The sequence below is a fragment of the Streptomyces sp. R41 genome, assembly GCF_041053055.1.
Taxonomy (GTDB): Bacteria; Actinomycetota; Actinomycetes; order Streptomycetales; family Streptomycetaceae; genus Streptomyces.
This window is the reverse complement of record NZ_CP163443.1, coordinates 4,308,073-4,331,200: the sequence shown is the minus strand read 5'-3', so window position 1 is coordinate 4,331,200 and position 23,128 is coordinate 4,308,073. Positions and strand designations below refer to the sequence as shown.

Genomic DNA, 23,128 nt, shown 5'->3' with positions numbered 1-23,128 from the left:
CCCGCGGTGGCCGCACGACCTCTCACGGCCCGACCCGCGCCAACACCTCCCCCGTCTGCCGACTCCACGCCACCACCGTCGCCTCCTCCGGCACCCGCCGCCAGCGCGTGAGCAGCAGCCAGCGCACGTGATACCGCCGGGCGACGGCGGAGCGCTCGGCACGGGTCGACGCCGGGTCGAGATACGCGCGAACCGCGGCGAGCCGCCGCAGCCGCTCCCCCTCGGCGAGGGCGAGGTCGGGCCAGGCGGGCGCGGCGAGGTCCGGTCCGTAGCCCGCGATCAGGTGGACGGAGTAGTACCCGTCCGTGATGACCGCCTCGCCGGGCTCGATGTGCCGCGCCGCCCACGCGTACGTCGGCCAGTGCGGCGGCCGGTCGAAGCCGACCGGGTCGAGAGCGCGCGGCACCACCGCCCCCGCCTGCACGGTGAGGAAACCGACGCAGGCCCCGGCAGCCGCCGTCCAGCTCAGCAGGCGACGCCCGAAGCCCCAGGGTCGAGGCGTGGCCAGCTCCACCCCGAGCGCGAACTGCAGCGGCACCAGTGTGAGCCCCAGGATCCTGCCGTACGTGTAGTGCCCGCTGACCCAGCCGTACGCCACCGCCAGGCACTCCAGCGCGAACATCAGTACGAGCGGATCCCGCCACCAGTGCCCTTCGCTCCGCTTGGCCCGCCGCGCCCGCAGCCACAGCGCGGGCACCCCGATCAACGCCAGCCAGAAGTGCCCGGGCATCCCCTCGTAGAGCCGCTCGTGCATCGCGTCCACGCTGCGGTCCCCGGTCAGCGCGAAGACGTCGAAGTACGGCCAGAAGGACGCGACCAGCATCGCCGTCCCGCCCGCCATCACCCACCGGCCCACAACGGCCGGCCGCCACCCGCGCTGCCATCCCGCCACGAACGCCACGGCCCCGAGCACCGCTGCGATGGACGTGATCGGGTGCACGAGCAGAATCAGGCCGTACAGCGCGCCGAGCCCCTTGTACCCCCACAGGCTCCGCAGGCCGCTCGGACCGACGTACCGGACGGGGCCGTCGATGCCTCCCGCGCACGCGCCCGTCAACGCCCAGGCCCAGAAGGCCAGTCCGATGGCGAACGTCGACGGATAGCCGAGGTTCCCCGTCATCGACATCAGCCCGAGATAGCCGCTCCACCAGGCCCGCTCGGTGCCCCACAGCAGCACCATCGCGAACAGCCCGAGCACCGGCGCCCACTGACGTGGTGTCAGGACCCGGACGAAACGGCCGATGCCGGTCAGCAGGACCAGCAGGTTGAACGGGCCGGAGAGCCGCACGACCTCCCAGCCGCCCAGGCCGGTCAGCCGGGCGAAGGCTCCCTGGGCCACCGCGTACGGGGAGTAGTACGGGCTGCCCGCGCCGGGCAGATCAGCCATCGGGTGCAGAGGGTGGAGGAGATGGGCCTTGAGGCGCTCGACGACCGCCGCGTGCTGGCCGGCGTCGCAGCACAGCGGGACACGCCAGTACGCGAGCGACATCACCAGCCAGAACAGGGTGCCGAAGAGCTGGTACGGGGTCGGACGCCAGGCGGCACCGCCGCGCAGCGCGGTGGCGCCGCGCACGACCCGCCGGACGAGGACGTCGGCGCTCACCGGGCGGAGGGAGAGGACTGAGTGACGGTTCGCAGCATTTGCCGTATATGCCCTTCAGGGTCAACGGCCTAGCCGGTCATCACCTCATCGAGCGACCTCGGTGTGCCGCTTGAGGGGGCCCGGCACCGTACCCGAGGCCTCCGCCCGTGGCCGTACGACCTCCTCCAGCAGCAGCGGAAGACCCACCACCGGCAGCAGCCATGCCAGCACGATCAGCCGGTCGCCCCAGATGTTGATGTCGGGGTGCCCGGCCTGGTTGAGGACGCCGGTGAACGCGGCCGCGAGCAGGAAGGCGGCGAAGGCCGGGCGGCGGCGGAGCGCGCCCCACGCGGCGGCCACCAGGGTCGTCAGGAACAGCGGCTCCCAGAGCTGCCGGCGCAGCCACTCCACCCAGAAGTTGAGCTCCAGATGGAGGAACTCCGACCACAGGTGGGTGCGGTCGGGGCGGGAGAAGTGGGCCGTGAGCAGGTCTTGGATGCTCTCGGACTCGGACGGGTAGTGCAGCACCCGCGCCGCGACGACCGTGGCCAGCGCCCCGCAGCCCGCCACCACCGTCAGGGCCCGCAGCGGACCTTCGAGTCCCCGCAGCGGCTGCCGCAGCCCCCCGCGCCGTACTCCGATCACCGCGCACGCGGCCGCCAGGCACAGCCCGAGGAACAGCGCGTGCGAATGCTTCACCGTGAAGAGCAGCGCCAGGGACCCGCCGACGAGCCGGGTTCCGGCCCGCGCGCGGCCCTCCAGCACGAGCGCGCAGCCCCAGAGCGCCGCCAGGGTCAGCGTCAGCAGCAGGCCCTCGGTCATCGGGCGCATCGCCGTCGTGCCGCACGGCAGCACGTAGAAGAGGCCCTGTCCGGTCAGGGCCGCGACCGCGGGGGCGCGCAGGGTGCGCAGCACGAGGAAGGCGAGGACGCCTCCGGCGACCGTGATGAGGACGCTCGACGCCCACAGGCCCCACTTCACGCCGAGCACCGTGATGAAGGGGACCAGCAGCGCCGGATACCCCGGCCGCACCTCGAAGATCCGCATGAAGCGGGGCGGCATGAACGGCGTGGTGTGCCCCGCCGTCTCCCCGGCCGTGAGCCGCTTCGACACCCCCCACCACTGATCGCGCCGGCAGTCCTCCATGACCCGCTTCGTGGGGCTCGGCGCGTGGAAGCGCACCACGTTGACGCTCTGGTTGCGGCGCGCGATGGACGCCTTCCCGGCGCAGACGTAGTCGATCGTGATCGCCGCGGCGTCGTGCTTGCTCTCGCCGCGCAGACTCAGCGCGTACGAGAGGTAGTTCTTGGTGTCGGGGGTGTCCCGGCCGGTGACGTTCGCGAGCTGGAGGGCGGCGAACACGGCGGCCAGGACGATCACCCAGGACCGCGGGGAGCGCGGCGACCGGGGCCCCACGGCACAGCGCACGAGCACGCTCACGACGACGCGAGGACGTCGTGCCCCGCCTGTGCCGGCAGCGGGACGACGGGGGCCGGCTCGTCGGCCTTCTCTCCGAGCATCAGCGTCCGCACCACCCGCTCGGCCGCCCGCCCGTCGTCGAACTCGCAGAACCGCGCCCGGAACCCGGCCCGCAGCCGCGCCGCGTCCGCGTCCCGCCACGCCCCGGACGCGAACAGCCACACCAACTCCCGGTAGGAACCCGCCACATGGCCGGGGGCGTCCGCCGTGATGTCGAAGTAGGCGCCCCGGCTCGCCGCGTACGCGCCCCAGTCGTCGGTGTGCAGCACGATCGGCCGGTCGAGGTTGGCGTAGTCGAACATGAGGGCCGAGTAGTCCGTGACCAGCACGTCGGAGGCGAGCATCAGGTCCTCGACGTGCGGCTCGTCGGTCGCGTCGACCACGATCTTGCGGCGATGCAGCTCGGACAGTCCCATCCCGCGCGCCGGGCCGTCCGCCAGCGACGGATGAAGCCGTACGACGAGGGTGTGGCCCTCACCGAGATCGTCGGCGAAGCGGGCGAGGTCGATGCGGTCGACGTGCCCGCCCCGGACGTAGTCGCGGCGGGTCGGCGCGTACAGCACCACCCGGTGGTCGGCCGGGATGCCCAGACGCTCGCGGACGGCCAGACCGTCTTCCGGCCGCGCGCGCACGAGGACGTCGTTGCGCGGGCTGCCGCTGCGCAGCGAGGTGAAGTGGCAGGGGTAGGCGCGGTCCCAGACCAGCTCGGAATGGCGGTTGGCGACCAGGCTGTAGTCCCAGCGGTCCGCGCGGCGCAGCATCTGCGGTACGTCGAGGCCGTGCCGGGCGCCCGGCTTGTCCAGCAGGTCGGCCGCCATGTACTTCAGCGGGGTGCCCTGGTGGGTGTGGACGTGGACGCTGCCGGGGCGTTTGACGAGTGTGCCGGGCCAGTTGACGTTGTTGACGAAGTACGTGGCCCGCGCGGTGACCTGGCGGTAGCGCAGGGAGTCGAGGAGCACGTGCTCGACGCCCTCCGGAAGCAGCGCCGCCTCCTCTTCGCCCCGCACCACCCACACCCCGCGGATGTGCGGGGCGATCTCCCGCGCCTTGTGGTACACGGCCGCCGGGTCGCCGAGCACCCCGCGGTGCGAGAACGCCGAGTACACCGCCAGGTTCGCATCCAGCGAGCGGTGTTCGTGCACCGCGGACCAGCCGCGCTTGACCCGCGTGGCGGCCGCCTTGCGCGCCTGCTGCCCGCGCCTCCCCAGTTCCCTGCCGAGGCGGCCCGCCTGACGCCGGGCCCGATAGCGCGCGAACCCGCCCTCCAGGACCCGCAGTTCGCGAGGCACCGGCTCGGTGGTCTTGTGCTTGCGGAAGAGCGCGGCCGTCAGCCGGAAGAACTCGCGCTTGTCGGACTCGGGCAGCCGGTCCGGCTTGGAGAGGATGTCCAGACAGTGCTCGCCCATCTTGCGATGCAGATAGGGGCGCCAACTCGCCAGCTCCGGGCGGGAGTCGACAAAGGCGAAAACCCGCTCGTACTGGTCGTGGATGTCGAAGTGCTTGCGGCTGGTGGTGGACAGGATGTTGCCCTGGCGGCGCTGGCGGTAGGCGAGACAGATCCGGTCCAGCGTGGCGATCCGCTCCGCGCTGAGCATCACCGGGAACGTCCAGGGCGTGTCCTCGTAGTACCCGGGCGGGAAGGCGAAGCCCTCGCGCTCGACGAACTCGCGGCGGTAGACCTTGTTCCACACCACCATCAACAGCTCCAGGATCTCCGGGTGTTCGGCGGCCGTGAAGGTACCGTCACCCGACTCCGTGAGCACCCGCGCGAGGACGTTCCTGCGTGTCCCGCCCCACCAGTACGTGCGCGCGTAGTCGAATACGAGGACGTCGGGGTGATCCGGGTCGGCGGTCTCGTCCAGGCGGTCGGCGATGGCGCGCAGGGCGCCCGGCGTGAGGGTGTCGTCGCTGTCGAGGAAGAAGAGGAAGTCCCCGGTGGCGTACGGCATTCCGGCGTTCCGGGCCCGGCCGAGCCCCACGTTCTCGGGCAGGTGCAGCACCCGTACGCGCGGGTCGCGGGCCGCGTACTCGTCGAGGATCGCGCCGCAGCCGTCCGGCGAGCAGTCGTCGACGGCGATCACCTCGAGGTCCGTGTACGACTGCTCCAGGACCGATTCGAGGCACTCGGCCAGAAAGCCCTGCACCTTGAAGACGGGCACGATGATGCTGAAGCGGGGCACGTCAGCTCCTTACGAGGGTGGACGCGGCGGGGGCCGGCAGACGCTCGGCGAGCGGCACCACGGGCGGGATGGCCTCGGGCGGCTCACCCAGGAGCACTCTTCGTACGACCCTTTCGGCTGCCCTTCCGTCGTCGAACTGGCAGAAGCGCTCGCGGAATCGGGCACGCAGGGCCGTGGAGGCCGAGTCCGCGTAGGAGGCCTCGGTGAAGACCCGGGCCAGGTCCTGCGGAGTGCGGGCCACCGGCCCCGGCGGCGCCTGCATCACGTCGAAGTAGACGCCCCGCGTCTCCCGGTAGATCTCCCAGTCGTCCGCGTACACGACGATGGGCCGGTCGAGGTTGGCGTAGTCGAACATGATCGACGAGTAGTCCGTGATCAGCGCGTCGGCGGCCAGGCAGACGTCCTCCGAGGAGCGGTGCCCGGTGACGTCGATGATCCGGCCGCTGCTCTTTCGCCGGTCGCCCTCGTCGTAGAAGTAGTGGGCGCGCAGCAGGACGACGAAGTCCTCGCCGATCTCCTCGCAGAAGGCCTCCAGGTCGAGACGCGCCTCGAAGCCGGTGCTGTAGTCGCGGTGCGTGGGCGCGTAGAGGAGGGCGGTCCTGCCTTCGGGGACGCCCAGCCGCTCGCGCACGCGGGCCACGTCGTCGGCGGTCGCCGTGTAGTAGACGTCGTTGCGCGGATAGCCGTACTCCAGCGCCTCGTACGTGCCAGGGAAGGCCCGCTCCCACATCTGGGTCGAGTGCCGGTTGGAGGAGAGGTTGTAGTCCCAGCGGTCCACCCGGGTCAGCAGCTTGGTGAAGCTGCCGGTCGCGGCCGCCACCACCGGGTACGTGGACTGGTCGACGCCCATCTTCTTCAGGGGGGTCCCGTGCTGCGTCTGTACGTGGACGCTGCCGGGGCGTTTGACGACGCCGTCCGCGAAGTTGGCGTTGTTGATCAGGTACTTGGCGCGGGCCAGCACCTCCCAGGATCGATGGCTGCCGATCACCGCGTGGTCGATGCCCTTCGGCAGCGCGTCCACCGCTTCGGGCTCGACCAGGAAGACCGAGCGGATGTGCGGGGCGAGTTCGCGGGCCTTGGCGTGGATGGCGGCCGGGTTGCAGGCGTAGCCCCGGCCCCAGTACGCGCAGTACACGGCGAGGTTCTCGTCGAGGGCGCGACGGAGGTGGGCCGCGTAGAGCACGCGGGTGCGCAGCATCTTCGGGCGCGGCACCTTCTGTGCCGCCTTCGCGGCCGCCTGGTTGGCGCCGCGCAAAGCCCGGAACGCGCTGTAGGCGCCGGTCGCGAGCAACCGGTGCTGCACTCCGAGACTGCCCGGCGGCGGCCGGAACCCGGCCGGGCGGTGGCGCCGGTAGAGCCTGCCCGCGCGGCGGAAGAAGGCCCGGCGGCGGCGTGGGGGCACCCGCGTCGGATGCGCCGCCGTCTTCAGGACGAGGGCGAAGAGCTGACCGAACAGCGCGTGCGCCTTGGCCGCGGACACGGTCTGTTCGGCCGCACGGGCGAGCACCGATGCGACCTGGTCGAGGAGTTCGAAATGGTGCTCGCCCGGGGTGTTGAGGCGACTGCCCTGGCGGCGCAGGTGATGACGTACGCAGACCGTGTGCAGTACCGCCGTGCGTTCGCTCGCGAGGGTCACCAGGCCGCCCCAGCCCGCGTCCGTGAAGTGCCCGCCGGGGAAGGTGAGCCCGTTCTCGGTGAGGAAGGCGCGACGGTAGGCCGCGCTCCACGCCGGGACGTGTACGCCGATGACCTCCGGGTCCTTGTCGAGCGGGGGCCTGCTCGACTCGCCCTCCCACCAGTGCACCCGCTCGTGCCCGAAGTAGAGGACATCCGTGTCGGCCCGCAGCTTGATGTCCAGGGCTCCCAGCGCGCCCGCCACCAGATCGTCGTCGCCGTCGAGGAAGAGCAGATACATGCCGTTCGCCGCCGCCATCCCGGCATTGCGCGCCGCGCTCAGCCCGCCCGACGGCGGCGAGTGGACCGGAGCCACCCGGGAGTCCCGGGCGGCGTACGCGGCGGCGACCGTCCCGGCCGGGGAGTCGGGCGCGTCGCAGACCGGGATCAGCTCGAAGTCGCCGAAGGACTGGCTGAGGACCGAGTCCAGCGCTTGGGCCAGTCGCCCGGCGACTCCATGGGTGGGCACGATGACGCTGAAGCGGGGCATTCTGCTCTTTCTCTCAAGGGGCACTGAGCTTGGGGTTTCATCGCCCCGGTCGCCCGGCGGGCCGCCAGGTGGCCGGCCGGGTGGGGGTGGGCCGCGACGGGCTGGAGGGCACGCGGACTCCGGTTCAGAGGTTCTCGGTGGCGGGGACGGCGCCGCCGGGCGGCGGCACGGTCGCGAGGGGCGGGGCAGGGCGGGCCGCGGCCGCCGACGGGACCGGGTGCCGTTCGGCGAGCGGGATGAACGGCGGCAGGCCGGCGGTCTCGCCAAGGACCACACGGCGTACGACCCGCTCCGCGGCGCGCCCGTCGTCGTACGGGCAGAAGCGCTCGCGGAACGCGGCCCGCAGCTGTGCGGAGCGTGAGCCGCGCCAGTGCCCCGTCGCGAAGATGTCGATCAGCTCGTCCTCGCTGCGCGCGACCGCGCCCGGCGGGAAGGCGCGCAGATCGAAGTAGGTGCCGCGGGCCGCCTCGTACGCCTCCCAGTCGTCCGCGTGGATCACGATCGGCCGGTCCAGGACCGCGTAGTCGAACATCAGGGACGAGTAGTCGGTGACCAGCACGTCCGAGGCGAGGCACAGCGACTCGATGCTCGGATGGTCGGACACGTCGATGAGGCGGCCCGACGAAGAAGGCGCGGCGCTCGCCGGGGACCCCGCGTACGAGTGATGGGCGCGGGTCAGCACGACGAAGCGTGGACCGAGTTGGCGCAGCATGCGCTCCAGGTCGAGGGTGCGGCGCTGGGTGCGGCGGTAGTCGCGGTACGTCGGCGCGTACAGGACAGCGACCGCGCTCTCGGGGATGCCGAGCGACTCGCGCAGCCGGGTCACGTCCCCCGAAGTCGCCTGCTGGAAGACGTCGTTGCGGGGGAGGCCGTACTCCAGCGTCGTGTACGAGGACGGGAAGACGCGCTCCCAGACCAGGGTGGAGTGGCGGTTGGCGGACAGGCAGTAGTCCCATTTGTCGACGCTGCGCAGCAGCTCGGCGAAGTCCGTGCCGCGCGAGGCCGCCGGGCGGTCCTGGAGGTCGAGGCCCATGTGCTTGAGCGGGGTCCCGTGCTGCGTCTGGATCATGATCTGGCCGGGGCGCTTGACCAGGCGCCGGTCGAAGTTGACGTTGTTCACCAGGTACTTGGAGCGGGCGAGCGCCGTCCAGTACGCGGCCGTGGCGGGGCGCAGCCTGCGCGTCGAGGCCGGGATCGTGTGATGGTGCTCGGCGTGCGCGATCCACGCGGTGGTGATGTGCGGCGCCCAGGTGCGGAACGCGGACTCCAGGGCGCCCGGGTTGCAGCCGTGGCCGCGGCCCCAGTAGCTGGAGAAGACGGCACGGTCGGCGCGCAGCGGGAGGCGGAGCTGGACGCGGTAGTGGAGTTGCAGCGCGGCGCCCCGGGTCCTGCGCAGCAGCGCCTTGGCCCGGTACACGGTGTGTCTGCGGACGTGGGACGCCAGTGACAGCAGGCGGTACGCGCGATGGGTGCCCAGCCTGACCAGTGCGTGCCGCACGCGGGTGCGGAGCGGGACCGGGGCGCCCGGTGTGCGGTAACGGCGGTAGTGGGCACGGGACTTGCGCAGGAACTCGGCCCGCGAGCCGCGTGGCAGCCGGCCGCGCCTCACGAACACCGTCGAGAAGTGGTCGACCATGCGGCGGAACAGGACCGGGCGCCAGGGGGCCAGCTCAGGGCGGCTGTCGATGTGCGCGAAGACACGGTCGTACTGCTCGAAGATGTCGAAGTGCTTGCGGCTGCTCGTGCCGAGGATGCTCCCGTGGCGCCGCTGGCGGTAGTGGACGCAGACCCGGTCGAGGGTGGCGATCGTCTCGGCGGACATCAGCACCGGATAGGTCCAGGGCGTGTCCTCGTAGTAGCCGGGCGGGAAGGCGAAGCCCTCGCGCTCGACGAACTCCCGGCGGTACGCCTTGTTCCACACCACCATCAGGACCCGCAGCAGCCCCGGCCGGTCGGCCAGCCGGAACGGCGCCGGCCCCTGCTCCGTCAACTGCGCGGCGAACTGGTTGCGGACGGCCTCGCCCGACCAGTACGTGCGCGCGTAGTCGTAGACCAGGACGTCCGGTTCGGAGGTCTCCTTCAGCCGGTCGGCGATGGCGCGCAGCGCGTCCTGGGTGAGGCTGTCGTCGCTGTCCAGGAAGATCAGGTAGTCGCCGGTGGCCTGTTCGAGGCCCGCGTTGCGGGCGCGGCCCAGGCCCACGTTCTCCGGCAGGTGTACGGCGCGTACGCGGGCGTCGCGGGCCGCGAACTCGTCGATGATCGCCCCGCAGGCGTCGGGCGAGCAGTCGTCGACCGCGATCAGTTCGAGGTCCGGGTAGGACTGCTCGAGGACGGATTCCAGGCACTCGTGCAGGTACGCCTGAACCTTGTACGCGGGGACGATGACACTGAACCTGGGCAAGGGACATCCATGGGTCGGCGCGGGCATACCTGCCCGGGAACGGCCGAAGGGGTGACTTGGTTACGCCAGATGTGGCATACGGGGGAACTTTGGTGAACGGGGAGGGACGGGCCGGTGACAACACGGAGGGGCGGCCCGCTGTCGACCCGCCCCTCAAGTGCTCTTTTCCCGGGCTCTACTTCACCGCGCCCGCCATGACTCCGGACACGAACTGCCTCTGGAACGCGAAGAACACGGCGAGTGGGATCACCATCGAGATGAACGCTCCCGGCGCCAGCACGTCGATGTTGTTGCCGAACTGGCGTACCTGTGTCTGCAGTGCGACCGTGATCGGCTGGCTGCTCGAGTTGGAGAACACCAGCGCGACGAGCATGTCGTTCCACACCCACAGGAACTGGAAGATCCCGAGCGAGGCGATCGCGGGACCGCCGAGCGGCATCACGACCCGTACGAACAGGCGCAGTTCACCCGCGCCGTCCAGCCGGGCCGCCTCCAGGAGCTCCCGCGGGATCTCCGCGAAGAAGTTCCGCAGCAGGAACACCGCGAAGGGCAGGCCGAAGCCCACGTGGAAGAAGACCACGCCGATGATCGACCCGAAGATGCCGATCTTGCCGAAGAGTTCGGCGATCGGGATCAGCGCCACCTGCACGGGAACGACCAGCAGTCCGACCACGCCGAGGAACCACCAGTCGCGGCCGGGGAACTCCATCCAGGCGAAGGCGTAGCCCGCGAGCGAACCGATCACGACGACGAGGACGGTGGCCGGGACCGTGATCAGTACCGTGTTCACCAGCGAGTTGGTGATGTCACTGTTCTCCAGCAGCTTCTGGTAGCTGTCCACGGTGAGCTGCGAGGGCTCGCTGAAGACCTTCCACCAGCCGCTCGCGCTCATGTCCTCCGGCTTGCGCAGCGAGGACAGCAGCAGCCCGATGGTCGGCACCAGCCAGAACAGGCCGACGAGGAGCAGGAAGACCCGGAGCAGCCCGCCGCTGACGCCGCCGGCGAGCCGTGCGCCGAGGGACTGCTTGGCCTTCACGGCGCTGACGGGCGCGGATTTCGGCAGCCTGTCGGCATGGGCGGTCATCGTCGTACCTCCCGTCGCAGACGCCGGACATTGCTGCATTTCTCCGCGGGCTGAGACGTCAGCGGCTGTCGCCGCGGGCCCCCGGACCCCCGGCCGAAAAACGGGCGTGCCGTCATCGCCGCACCTCCCGTCGAAGCCGCCGGACGTTGCTGCGTTTTCCCGGGGGGGCGACCCCCGAACCCCCGGCCGAAAAACGGGCGTGCCGTCATCGCCGCACCTCCCGCCGAAGCCGCCGGACGTTGCTGCGTTTTCCCGGGGGGCGACCCCCGGACCCCCGGCCGAAATACGGGCGTGCCGTCATCGCCGCACCTCCCGCCGAAGCCGCCGGACGTTGCTGCGTTTTCCCGGGGGGCAACCCCCGGACCCCCGGCCGAAAAACGGGCGTGCCGTCATCGCCGCACCTCCCGCCGAAGCCGCCGGACGTTGAACAGCATCACCGGGATCACGAGCAGCAGCAGGAACACGGCGATGGCGCTCGCGATGCCCGGCTGGTCCTCGGAGAAGCCCTTGCGGTACAGCTCCAGGGCCAGCACGTTGGCGTCGTCCTGGGACGAGCCCGGCGCGATGATGAAGACCAGGTCGAAGACCTTCAGCACGTTGATCATCAGGGTGACGGTGACGACCGCGAGGACGGGCGCGAGCAGCGGCACGGTGACCCTTCTGAAGACCTGCCACTCGTTCGCCCCGTCGACCCTTGCGGCCTCCAGGAGCTCGCGCGGCACCCCCGCGAGCCCCGCCGCGATCAGCACCATCGCGAAGCCCGCCCACATCCAGATGTACGAGCCGATGATGGCCGGCGTGACCAGGGACGGGCCGAGCCAGTCGAGTCCGTTGTACGGCTCCTTGAAGTTACCTGCGGGGAGCCGGAGTTGAGCCCCGTCGGCCTTGTCCGAGAGCGTGAACGTGCCGTCGTCACGGACCTTCGTGGAGTCGACCACCTTGCCGTCCTTGACGGCCTCGATCCTCATGCCCGCGTAGCCGAGCTCGCTCGGGTCCACCTGGCCGAGCTTTCCGACGCCCTTGCCACGGGTGAAGTCCTGCCAGGCCGTGCCGGTGACCTTGCCGGGCTCGGTCTTGGCCTGTACGGCCTTCGTGGCGCTGTCGGGCATCTGGTCGGGGGCGACACCGACGAGGGGGAGGGTGACGGACTGCCCGACCTGGACGGGGTTCTTGGTGATGAACCCGCCGCTTTGGGGTTCGAGTGGTGACTGCCGTCCGGGGTGGGCCTTCGGGAACGCGGACGACTCGGCGAACGTGTCGTGGATGCCGACCCAGACCGCGTTCGCGACCCCCTTGTCCGGGTCCTGGTCGTACACCAGCCGGAAGATGATGCCCGCGGCGAGCATCGAGATCGCCATCGGCATGAAGACGACCAGCTTGAACGCCGTGCCCCAACGCACCCGTTCGGTGAGCACCGCGAAGATCAGCCCGAGCGCGGTCGCGACTGTCGGCGCGAAGACCACCCAGATGATGTTGTTCTTGAGCGCGGTGCGGATGCCGTCGTCGGTGAACAGGGACTTGTAGTTGTCGATGCCGGCGAAGCCGTCGCCGGACTGGTTGTAGAAGCTGCGGACGACCGAGTACCCGATCGGGTAGACCACGAGCGCGCCGAGCAGCACGAGGGCAGGCAGCAGGAAGAGGGCTGCCACGGTCTTGCGGGTGCCGGTCACGCTCTTGCGCGGGCGGGGTGCGGCGGGGGGCTGGGGGCCCTCCGCCGCCGCTGCCGACGTCATCGCCGGATCAGCTCCCGCTGCCGTACGCCGCCGCCGCGTCCTTCTCCAGCTTCGCCTGGGTTCCCGCGACGTCGGTCGGGTTCTTCAGGAAGTCCTGGAGATCCTTCCACTCGCCCTTGCCGGGCGTGCCGCCGAAGGCCTGCGGGGTCTGGTCGGACATGTCGAAGCGGAAGTCGTCGCCGGCCGCGATGAGCGCCTTGGCGATCTTCTGCTGCACGGCGTTCGGGTACGCCGAGTTCGGCACGTTCTTGTTGGGGGAGAGATAGCCGCCGAGCTTCGCCTGGATCGTCGCGGCGTCCGGCGAGGCCAGGAAGGTGGCGAGTGCCTGGGCCGCCTTCGAGTCCTTCAGGATGACAGCCGCGTCACCGCCGGAGACCACCGGCGCGGTGCTGCCCACGGTCGGGAACGGGAACACCTTCGCGTCCGTGCCCACCTTTGCCTTCGTCTCCGCGATGTTGACCTGCGCGAAGTCGCCCTCGAAGACCATGGCGCCCTTCGGCTGGTCGCCGCCGGTGAAGGTCTGCGTCACGGAGGCCGGGAACTCGGTCTGCAGCGCGCCGGCCCCGCCGCCCGCGACGAAGTCCTTCTTGCCCCAGATCTGGGCGAGGGTGGTGAGGGCCTGCTTGACGGACGGGTCCGTCCACTTGATCTTGTGCTGGGCGAGCTGGTCGTACTTCTCGGGGCCCGCCTGGGACAGATAGACGTTCTCGAACCAGTCGGTGAGGGGCCAGCCGTCGGCGCCGGCGACGTTGAACGGGGTGACACCGGAGTCGTAGATCGTCTGCGCGGTGGCCAGGAGGTCCTTCCAGGTCTTGGGCTCCTGCGCGCCCGCGTTCTCGAAGACCTTGGCGTTGTACCAGATCAGCGACTTGTTGGCGGCCTTGTAATAGACGCCGTACTGCTTGCCGTCGACCTTGCCGATGTCCTGCCAGCCCTGCGAGTAGTTCTTGCTGAGCTCCGCCTGCGCCTCGGCGCCGATGGGCTTGGCCCATTTCTTGTCGACGGCCTGCTTGATGGCCCCGGGCTGGGGCAGCATCGCGACGTCCGGCGGCTTGCCACCGGCGATCTTCGAACCGAGGAAGTTGATGATCGGGTCCTGCGCGGGTACGAAGGTGACCTTCGCGCCGGTGCGCTTCTCGAACTCCGCCAGCACCTTCTTGAAGTTGGCCTGCTCGGGGCCGGTCCATACGGCGGCGACTTCCAGGCTGGCGCCGTCGAGCTTGGGAAGGGTGACGCCGCCACTGCCGCCGCTGCTTTCCGTGCCGTTGTTGTCCTTGCCCTTGTCCTTGTTGTCGCCGCCGCATGCGGTGAGGGTGAGCGCGCCGGCGATGACGGCGGCTGCGGCGGCTTGTGCGGCCCTGCGTGACCTGTGCGTGGCGTGATTGGTGGAGTGATTGGGCGACCTGCGTACACGAAGATTGCTGCGCATCACTGCCCCGTTCTTCGTTCCTCGTCGAACGTCCGAGCGCTGTCCCGTGCGCTCTGGTCTACGCCCGGGGCATGAGGGCGGCAAGAGCGCCAGCGGTGTCAAACGAGTGATCGTGATCGGGTCGTGACGTGTTGTCGCCCCCGCCGCCCTCCTCATTCCCGCCCCCGGGGACTGCTGGCCCCGCCAGGGGCGCGGGGAACTGCGCGACCAGCCCCCACCGACCGGCAGCCAAATGACCACCCGGGGGGTCTGGGGGGCGGAGCCCCCCAGGTACGGGACGGGTAGGGGCGGAGGGGGCGAAAAAACATCCCCGGCCCCACCCACCCGCACCCGGAGCTAAAGCAGCGAAGGCACCTCGACCGCGGCGACAGACCGGGCCGCCCGCTCCAGCGCACTGGCGAGCAGCGCCAAGTCTGTCGGCCCGTTGCCCAGTTCGCGAACGGGCCGCCGCGCCGGCGGATCGCCCATGCGATGCCACTCCAGGGGCACGACGGTGGGGCGGAGGGTGGCCGTACGAGGAATGCGCCCGGTGACCCGACCGCCCTGGAAGGGCGTGTCCCGCCCGTCCGGGCGAAGCAGCAGCCCCCGCCCGGGAGCCGGCTCGTCAGGCCCCGCCGACACCGCGTCGAGGACGACCCGCACCGCGGCGGAACGCCCCAGCTCGGACCCCGCCGTACGCCCGTCGATCCCGGCCGCCGCCACAAGGTGCACCCCAAGCCGCTCCCCCTCACGGGCAACGGCCTCGAGGGCTCGTATGACGGACCCGGCCGCAGGGCGCCCCGGCGATCCCAACGGGGGTGACAGCAGCGCGTCCAGGTCGTCGACCACCACGACAAGACGGGCGAGCGGCGGCCCCGGCTCCGTACGCTCTCGCGCGGCAGCCGGCCGCAACCGCAGCGTCGAACTGGGCGGCGCGTCCAGATCCCCGGCACCGGACGACGCCCCGGACACCATCCCGGGCGACGACGACTTGGCCGAACGCTGGGCCACGATCCGGCCCGACACCTCGCGCCGGGTGTGCCATTCCGTGAAGTCGAGCCGCCCGAGCAGCTCGGCCCGCCGCTTCAGCTCGGCACTGAGGGCCTGGGCGAACTCCCGCATCCGTACGGGGTCGTTGGCGGTGAGGTGGGTCGTGACATGCGGGAGGTCCGTACAGACCTGGAGCCCCTCGCCCCTCCCCGCGCCATTGCCGCCGGTACCGTCCCGCCCGTCTATCAGTACGATCCCGAGCCGGTCGGGCCGCTCCGCGGCGGCGAGGGACGCGGCGACGGAACGCAGCAGCTCTGTACGACCGCTGCCCGAAGGGCCCTCGATCAGCAGATGCGGGCCCTCGGCGGGGAGATCCACGGCGACGGGCCCGCGCGGCCCGGCGCCCAGGACGACCCGGCCGCGCCCACCGAGCGCCTCCGTGTCGTCCGCCGCGTCCGCCCAACGCGCCATCAACGAGGCCGGAGTGGCCCGTGCGAGTCCCAACTCGTCGAGCAGACGTGCCGCTTGAGGCAGCGGTGCGGACACGCGCGGGTGCCGGTCGCCGTGCGCGCCGTCCGTCCGCAACGGCGCGAGCGCCCGTGCGAACCGCTCGGCCCACGCGACCGACACGGCGTCGATCGCGGCGACGGTGCCGTGGCCCACGGGGCCGCGCGCCAGGTACCCGGTCGTGCCGAGGTGGGTGTGACCACCGCGCATCGAACCGGCATCCGCCCCGGCGGCCCCGACGCGAGGGGAGCCTCCGTGGGTGGCGCCGGCGTGTGTGGGTCCGCCATGCGTCGTGCCGCCGGGCGTCGGCGTGCCATACGTCGCCCCGTCGCGCGCGGGCTCGACGCCGCCGCCACGCGTGCGTTCCGCGGAGCCGCCCCGCGAGGACTCCGAGCCCCCGAGCCCGCCCCGCCCGGCCCCCGCGGAGTCGCCCGCCGTGTGCCGCGGGGCTGCCCCCGGGGCGGAACCGGCGGGCCCGCCCGGCGCGATCCGCATCAGCCGCAGCGCAGTGGCCACGTCCCCGCTGAGCAGGGCGACCGCTCCGCACTCGCGGAACGCCGGTGACGCCTCGCACGCCGACTCGTACGTCTCCGTCACCGGCGACGCGGGCGACGCCGCCGGGGTCTCGGCGAGGCACACCACATGGATCCCGGCCCGTGCCCCGTCGTGCGCCAGCCGCACCACGGCCTCCCGCACATCGGCGCCCCCGGGGTCCCCGTCCACGACCACCACGGTGTACGGACCGTCGAATGCTCCGTCCGCCTCGTCCTCGTCCCGCGCCCAGGAGGGCCGCCGGGCCGCGCCGCGTACGTCGTCGCCGGGACGTGGTCCTCGGCCGGTGGCCGGGCGGCCGCCCGGTGCGCGGCCCGCTTCGGTCAGGTGGTCCTCCAGACGGCGGAGGAGTTCGTCCGTGCGCGCCGTCGCCTGTTCGCGGTCGTAGGCGAGGAGGAGGCGGCAGTCCTGGCCGTGGGCCGGGCGGAGGTGGGGGAGCCAGCCGAGCCAGGACCACTCGGCGGTGCGCTCCTCCACCGTGCGGGAACGGTCCGTGCTGATCAGGACGATTTCGAGGGCGTCGGGGGAGTGCAGCGCGGCGAGCTGCGCCACGACCGCGCGGGCCAGCCCCGAAAGGCGAGGACGCGGCCCGGCCAGGCCCAGCGCGCCGACCTCCCGCAGGCCGGCGGTCACCGGCACCGCGGGCAGCAGGCCCGAGCCGTCGGGCGCCGCCCGGTCTGCCGTGCCCAGCCGTACCGTCAGCGCCTCCGGGTGCCCGGAGCCGCGCTCCCACAGCCGCGGTCCCGGCCCCAGCGCGGTGAGCAGCAGGGTCGCGGGGTCGGGCCAGCTCTCCGGCGACTGCGGCAGGGCGGGGAGGAGTTCCTCCACCGCGGCTTCGCCGTCGTCGTACGGGTCCTGCCCGGCTCCCGCCGGTCCACCGCGTCCTGCGGCCAGCCGCCGCGCCCAGGCGCCGATTCCGCCCCGCTTGCGCACGCCAGACGGGACGTCCGTGCCGCGCGGGGGAGTGCCTTTGCGGGTGCTCGCGGTGCCTGTGTGTGAGGAGTCCGCGGTCTCCGCCGGGGACTCGCCGTACCCGGCGGGCCCGGGGGCGCCGTCCGGTCCGGCGCCGCCGCGCGGCCGGCTCTCGATGCGGGGTGCGCCGCCCTGTTCCGGCACCACGGACGGCGCGGGAGTCGGCCCTGCGGAGGGTGCGGCCTGCGGCACGGCCGGACCGTGCTCCTGCGCGCCCGGGACTCCTGCCGCCGCTCCCCACTCCGCCGATCCGTAGGCGTGGTGCGCGTCGCCGGTGGGCGGCGGGACCGGGGTGCCGTCGGTTTGCCCGGTGGCGGGGGTCCGGGCGGCGCCCTCCACGCGCGCGTGGGGCACGGTCGCGGTCGGCGATGCCGGCCCCGGGCGAGCGGGGCCGCCGTCACCGGGCGTACCGGTACCCGGCCCGGCGCCGACGGTCACCCGCACATGCCCCTCCCCGTCCGGCGCCGTCCCCAGGGCCGCCGTACCCCCGGGCGGAGCAAGCCTCAGGGCGGACTCGCCGACGCGGAGGAGTGCTCCGGGGGCGAGGCGGACGGGGCGGGTGCCGATGCGGGTGCCGTCGAGTGTCGTGCCGTTCGTGGAGCCGAGGTCGGCGACCGAGACGCGGCCCTCGGGGGTGACCGTGACCGCGCAGTGCAGGCGGGAGACGTCGGGGTCGTCGAGGGGCACGTCCGCGTCGGCGGAGCGGCCGATGTGGATCTGGCCGCCGTGCAGGAAGTGGACACCGCCCGCGTCGGGGCCCGCGACCACATGGAGCTGGGCGGCGCCGTCGTCCGCGTCGGGCCCGGGCTCCGCGGGCGCGCCCAGAGACAGCACGGCGCCGTCCGTCAGGGGCGGCTCGCCCAGCGTGCAGCGCTGCCCGTCGAGCCGCTCCGCACCCACGTAGAGCACGACCTGGCTGTCACCGCCGCCGACCGCCGAGGCCAGGCCCGACGCGACCGCGGCCAGCGCCGTCCCGGCGGGCGCGGTGACCAGCACATCGCAGGCGGCGGCTCGCCCCCGCGGCTCCGGGGGCGAGCCCAGCGGGTCTACGACGGTCAGCCGGATCTGCATCGCCGTCAGCGGTCCCTTCCGCGCAGGTGCCCGCGACGAGGACGAGGCTGCGCTGCGGTCCCCCACCGCAGATTCCCCCACCGCACACGGGCACGTCGGCCAGTACTGGAGGCATCCTCGCACCTGCTACTGACAACGCGCCCGCCCCCCACCCGTAAGTGATCTTGATTGGTCGGCTCTGCCCGTAAAAGTGCCTGACCAGTGCCCGACCGGTGCCCGCTTGAGATCGGTCACGCCCACCATTCGGCAACCAAGTGACCGGACCGAGCGTCTTTCCATCGAACACGCACGGGTAGGCGTACGTAAGCGCTTATGCGAAGCACAGGCGCTCACGGGAAGCACAGGAAGACGACAGCCCAGTGCCATGTACGGCGGCACTACAGTGGGTCGGAACACCTGTACCACGGTGATCACGGTGGACGGACCAGGCAAGCAAGCAGCAGGGAGCGCATGACGTGCGGCCGGTAGGGAGCAAGTACCTCCTTGAGGAGCCGCTTGGGCGCGGCGCCACAGGCACCGTCTGGCGAGCCCGCCAGAGGGAGACCGCGGGCGCCGAGGCGGCCGTGGCCGGCCAGCCCGGCGAGACCGTGGCGATCAAGGTCCTCAAGGAGGAGCTCGCCAGCGACCCGGACATCGTGATGCGGTTCCTTCGGGAGAGGTCGGTGCTGCTGCGCCTGACCCACCCGAACATCGTGCGCGTACGGGACCTCGTCGTCGAAGGCGATCTGCTCGCGCTCGTCATGGACCTGGTCGACGGGCCCGACCTGCACCGCTATCTGCGCGAGAACGGGCCCTTCACTCCCGTCGCCGCCTCCCTGCTCACCGCCCAGGTCGCCGACGCGCTCGCCGCCAGCCACGCCGACGGCGTCGTACACCGCGACCTGAAGCCCGCGAACGTCCTGCTCAAGCAGGACGGCGGCCAGATGCACCCGATGCTGACGGACTTCGGCATCGCCCGGCTCGCCGATTCCCCGGGCCTCACGCGCACCCACGAATTCGTCGGCACGCCCGCGTACGTCGCGCCCGAGTCGGCGGAGGGGCGTCCGCAGACGTCCGCCGTCGACATCTACGGCGCGGGCATCCTGCTGTACGAGCTGGTCACCGGGCGTCCGCCGTTCGCCGGCGGATCCGCGCTGGAGGTGCTGCACCAGCACCTGAGCGCCGAGCCGCGCCGCCCGTCGACCGTGCCGGACCCGCTGTGGACCGTCATAGAGCGCTGCCTGCGCAAGAACCCGGACGAGCGGCCCAGCGCCGAGAACCTCGCGCGCGGGCTGCGCGCCGTCGCCGCGGGCGTCGGTGTGCACGCGAACGCCGCGCAGATCGCCGCCGCCGAGGGTGTGGGCGCGCTGCTCGCCCCCGACCCGTCCCCGGCGACCGTCCCTGGCGTGCCCGGTGCGGCCGACCCCACCCAGGTGCTGCCGCAGGGCGCGGGCGCCTACGACCCGTACGCCGCGACCAGTGTCCTGCCGCACACATCCGGAGACGCCGACCCCACGTCCGTCCTCCCGAACCGTGGCGCGGCCGACCCGACCGCCGTCATGCCGCCCGTGCAGCACCAGCCGGGCGGACAGCAGGGTCAGCCGGGCCAGTCCGAGGACCCGCATCCCTGGCAGAACCAGCTGCGCGCGGCCCGCGACCGCAACGAGCAGACGCAGGTCCAGTACCTCGACCCGAACGAGGACCCGCTGCGCCGCCGTCCGCAGCGACAGGTCGCACGGCCCCAGCAGCGGCCGCAGCAGCAGCGGGGGCAGCAGCCGCCGCCCGGGTACGGGTATCCGCAGCAGCAACAGCCGCAGCAGTACGCGCCTCAGCGCCAGCAGCCGCAGCGGTACGCGCCCGCGCCGCAGCAGCCTCAGCAGCCCGCGCCGCGTCAGCCGCGCGAGCCGCGGCAGCGCAGCGCCAACCCCATGAAGATCCCGGGGCTCGGCTGCCTCAAGGGGTGCCTGTTCACCATCATCATCCTGTTCGTCGCGAGCTGGCTGATCTGGGAGTTCAGTCCCCTTCAGGACTGGATCGGGAGCACGAGGAGCTTCTGGGGGCAGCTGAACGAGTGGTACCACACAGTGTCGGGGTGGATCGGGGACCTCGGCGGAGGGTCCGGCAAATGACCTCCAGGGCAACCGACTCTGGGGATTTGTCGACACCTGACGGGTGATTTCCCTCTCCGCAGTGAAGGTTGGCTCTTCGGACGCGTACTTTTAGCGACAACACGCGTCTCGGTAGGAGCAGTCTTGGCACGCAAGATCGGGAGCCGGTACACCGCGAACCAGATTCTGGGGCGGGGCAGCGCCGGCACGGTGTGGCTGGGTGAGGGGCCCGAGGGGCCCGTCGCCATCAAGCTGCTGCGCGAGGACCTCGCGTCCGACCAGGAGCTCGTGGGGCGCTTCGTGCAGGAGCGCACGGCGCTGCTCGGTCTCGACCATCCGCACGTGGTCGCGGTGCGCGACCTGGTGGTGGACGGCAACGACCTCGCGCTCGTCATGGACCTCGTCCGGGGGACCGATCTACGCACCCGGCTCGACCGGGAGCGGCGGCTCGCCCCCGAGTCCGCGGTCGCGATCGTCGCGGATGTCGCGGACGGGCTCGCGGCCGCGCACGCCGCGGGGGTCGTCCACCGGGACGTGAAGCCCGAGAACGTCCTGCTCGACATGCAGGGCCCGCTGGGTCCCGGCGGATCCCACCCCGCCCTCCTGACGGACTTCGGTGTGGCCAAACTCATCGACTCGCCCCGCCGGACCCGGGCCACGAAGATCATCGGTACGCCGGACTATCTCGCGCCCGAGATCATCGAGGGGCTGCCGCCGCGGGCCGCCGTCGACATCTACGCCTTGGCGACTGTCCTGTACGAGCTCCTTGCCGGGTTCACGCCCTTCGGGGGCGGGCACCCGGGAGCGGTCCTGCGCCGGCACGTCACGGAGACGGTCGTACCGCTCCCCGGCATCCCGGACGAGCTCTGGCAGCTGATCGTCCAGTGCCTCGCGAAGGCGCCGGCGTCGCGGCTGCGGGCGTCGGAGCTCGGGGCGCGGCTGCGGGAGCAGTTGCCGTTGCTGGCGGGGATGCCGCCGTTGGACGTGGACTCGCCGGACGCGGAGTCGGCGGACGGGGACGAGGCGTACGTGGAGACGGCGGAGCCGTCCGCTCCGGCGGCGCGGGAGCGGCGGGGGGCTGTGCCGCTGGTGCCGGGGGCTGCGCCGGACTCGAACCGGGATACGCATACGTCGATGCGGGTGCCGGGGCCGGACGAGCTGGCGGGGGGCGCGCGTGGCACGGCCCGTGCGCCACGTGCCGCGGGCGCGCCCCGGCCGGGGTCGGCCCGCCACCGGGCCTCCGCGCGGCGGCGTCGCATCACACTCGGGGCGGCTGCCGTCGCCCTCGTCGCCGCCGTGGGCGTCGGCACATGGCTCGCCACGTCCGGCGACGACGCGGGGGCGACTCCGCCCGACACGAAGAACTCGGCTCCGGCGTCCCCGTGACCGCCCGGTGGGGGCTGAGCTGTGGGGTTTCTCGCCCCCTCCGCCCCTACCCGTCCCGTACCTGGGGGCTCTGCCCCCAGACCCCCGGGTTGTCCATTTGCTGCGGGTGGGGTGGGGGCTGGTCGCGCAGTTCCCCGCGCCTCTGACGGGGGCGGAAATCCCACCCCCGGCCGCGGCGGCGCCTGGTGTGGCGGTCCCGTAGGGGCGAGGGGCTGGGCTCGCTTGTCGTAGCCGTTACGCTGGAGGCGTGGCAGTCGTCGATGTATCCGAAGAGCTCAAGTCCCTCTCCTCGACCATGGAGTCGATCGAGGCCGTCCTGGACCTCGCCAAGCTGAGGGCAGACATCGCCGTGCTCGAGGAGCAGGCGGCCGCGCCGTCCCTGTGGGACGACCCGGACGAGGCGCAGAAGATCACCAGCAAGCTGAGCCACCTCCAGGCGGAGGTCAGGAAGGCCGAGGCGCTGCGCGGGCGTATCGACGATCTGAGCGTGCTCTTCGAGATGGCGGAGGAAGAGGACGACCCGGACACCCGCGCCGAGGCCGAGTCCGAGCTCACCTCCGTCAAGAAGGCGCTGGACGAGATGGAAGTCCGGACCCTGCTGTCCGGGGAGTACGACTCCCGTGAGGCCGTCGTCACCATCCGCGCCGAGGCCGGCGGCGTCGACGCCTCCGACTTCGCCGAGAAGCTCCAGCGCATGTACCTGCGGTGGGCGGAGCGGCACGGCTACAAGACGGAGCTCTACGAGACCTCGTACGCGGAAGAGGCCGGCATCAAGTCGACCACCTTCGCCGTCCACGTCCCGTACGCCTACGGCACGCTCTCCGTGGAGCAGGGCACCCACCGGCTGGTCCGTATCTCGCCCTTCGACAACCAGGGGCGTCGCCAGACCTCCTTCGCCGGTGTCGAGATCCTGCCCGTCGTCGAGCAGACCGACCACATCGAAATCGACGAGTCGGAGCTCCGAGTCGATGTGTACCGGTCGTCGGGCCCGGGTGGTCAGGGCGTCAACACCACCGACTCCGCGGTGCGGCTGACCCACCTTCCCACCGGCATCGTCGTCTCCTGCCAGAACGAGCGGTCGCAGATCCAGAACAAGGCCTCGGCCATGAACGTTCTGCAGGCCAAGCTGCTCGAGCGGCGCCGGCAGGAGGAGCAGGCCAAGATGGACGCCCTCAAGGGCGACGGCGGCAACTCCTGGGGAAACCAGATGCGTTCATACGTCCTGCACCCGTACCAGATGGTCAAGGACCTGCGCACCGAGTTCGAAGTCGGCAACCCCGAGGCCGTGTTCGGCGGCGAGATCGACGGTTTCCTCGAGGCCGGAATTCGCTGGCGCAAGCAGCAGGAGAAGTAAGCGGGCAGAAGGCGGAGGCATTCACGCCCCATTGAAGCCTCTTTGTCGACAAGGCAACTGCCGTCCATCGGACGGCAGTTGCCTTTTGTGTGTGGGTTGTCTGGGTTTTACGTCACAGTCACATGTCCTCACGGCAGGCAAATGATGTTGATCCGGACATCGCGTACGCAACGACCTT

12 protein-coding genes are annotated in these 23,128 nt (G+C 71.8%); 3 read left to right on the top strand and 9 right to left on the bottom strand.

Annotation, left to right across the window (positions count from 1 at the left end; translation table 11 throughout):
- Nucleotides 1-22 precede the first annotated feature (22 nt).
- The 9 genes from AB5J53_RS19890 to AB5J53_RS19850 form a co-directional block, all read right to left on the bottom strand.
- The gene (locus tag AB5J53_RS19890) at nt 23-1,603 is read right to left on the bottom strand and encodes a hypothetical protein (RefSeq protein ID WP_369247004.1); all 1,581 of its coding nucleotides are present in this window, start codon (nt 1,601-1,603) and stop codon (nt 23-25) included.
- Nucleotides 1,604-1,687: 84 nt separating this feature from the next.
- Nucleotides 1,688-2,962 carry a hypothetical protein gene (locus tag AB5J53_RS19885; protein ID WP_369252344.1) on the bottom strand — a complete coding sequence of 425 codons (1,275 nt, stop codon included), beginning with the start codon at nt 2,960-2,962 and terminating at the stop codon, nt 1,688-1,690.
- Nucleotides 2,963-3,018: 56 nt separating this feature from the next.
- Nucleotides 3,019-5,241 carry a CDP-glycerol glycerophosphotransferase family protein gene (locus tag AB5J53_RS19880; protein ID WP_369247003.1) on the bottom strand — a complete coding sequence of 741 codons (2,223 nt, stop codon included), beginning with the start codon at nt 5,239-5,241 and terminating at the stop codon, nt 3,019-3,021.
- A 1-nt stretch (nt 5,242) separates the two neighbouring features.
- Nucleotides 5,243-7,405 carry a CDP-glycerol glycerophosphotransferase family protein gene (locus AB5J53_RS19875; protein ID WP_369247002.1) on the bottom strand — a complete coding sequence of 721 codons (2,163 nt, stop codon included), beginning with the start codon at nt 7,403-7,405 and terminating at the stop codon, nt 5,243-5,245.
- A 124-nt stretch (nt 7,406-7,529) separates the two neighbouring features.
- Nucleotides 7,530-9,806 carry a CDP-glycerol glycerophosphotransferase family protein gene (locus tag AB5J53_RS19870; RefSeq protein WP_369247001.1) on the bottom strand — a complete coding sequence of 759 codons (2,277 nt, stop codon included), beginning with the start codon at nt 9,804-9,806 and terminating at the stop codon, nt 7,530-7,532.
- Between the two features lie 175 nt (nt 9,807-9,981).
- A complete protein-coding gene (locus AB5J53_RS19865; protein WP_369247000.1) occupies nt 9,982-10,890 on the bottom strand; it encodes a carbohydrate ABC transporter permease in 909 nt (302 codons plus the stop codon).
- A gap of 389 nt (nt 10,891-11,279) precedes the next feature.
- Nucleotides 11,280-12,560: a carbohydrate ABC transporter permease gene (locus AB5J53_RS19860; RefSeq protein ID WP_369252342.1), complete on the bottom strand. Its 1,281-nt coding sequence runs from the start codon at nt 12,558-12,560 to the stop codon at nt 11,280-11,282.
- A gap of 70 nt (nt 12,561-12,630) precedes the next feature.
- On the bottom strand, nt 12,631-14,052 hold the full coding sequence (locus tag AB5J53_RS19855; protein ID WP_369246999.1) for an ABC transporter substrate-binding protein: 1,422 nt from the start codon (nt 14,050-14,052) through the stop codon (nt 12,631-12,633).
- Nucleotides 14,053-14,388: 336 nt separating this feature from the next.
- Nucleotides 14,389-18,123, bottom strand: coding sequence for an FHA domain-containing protein (locus tag AB5J53_RS19850; protein ID WP_369246998.1), 3,735 nt, complete (start codon nt 18,121-18,123; stop codon nt 14,389-14,391).
- A 455-nt stretch (nt 18,124-18,578) separates the two neighbouring features.
- On the opposite strand from AB5J53_RS19850, the gene AB5J53_RS19845 reads away from it, so the two are divergent.
- The 3 genes from AB5J53_RS19845 to prfB all read left to right on the top strand — a co-directional run bounded on the left by AB5J53_RS19845 (nt 18,579) and on the right by prfB (nt 22,950).
- Complete coding sequence (locus AB5J53_RS19845; protein ID WP_369246997.1) at nt 18,579-20,231, top strand: serine/threonine-protein kinase; 1,653 nt, start codon at nt 18,579-18,581, stop codon at nt 20,229-20,231.
- A gap of 123 nt (nt 20,232-20,354) precedes the next feature.
- Entirely contained in the window at nt 20,355-21,596 is a 1,242-nt protein-coding gene (locus tag AB5J53_RS19840) for a serine/threonine-protein kinase (RefSeq protein ID WP_369246996.1), read from the top strand.
- A gap of 247 nt (nt 21,597-21,843) precedes the next feature.
- Nucleotides 21,844-22,950, top strand: coding sequence for a peptide chain release factor 2 (prfB, locus tag AB5J53_RS19835; protein WP_369246995.1), 1,107 nt, complete (start codon nt 21,844-21,846; stop codon nt 22,948-22,950).
- Nucleotides 22,951-23,128 lie beyond the last annotated feature (178 nt).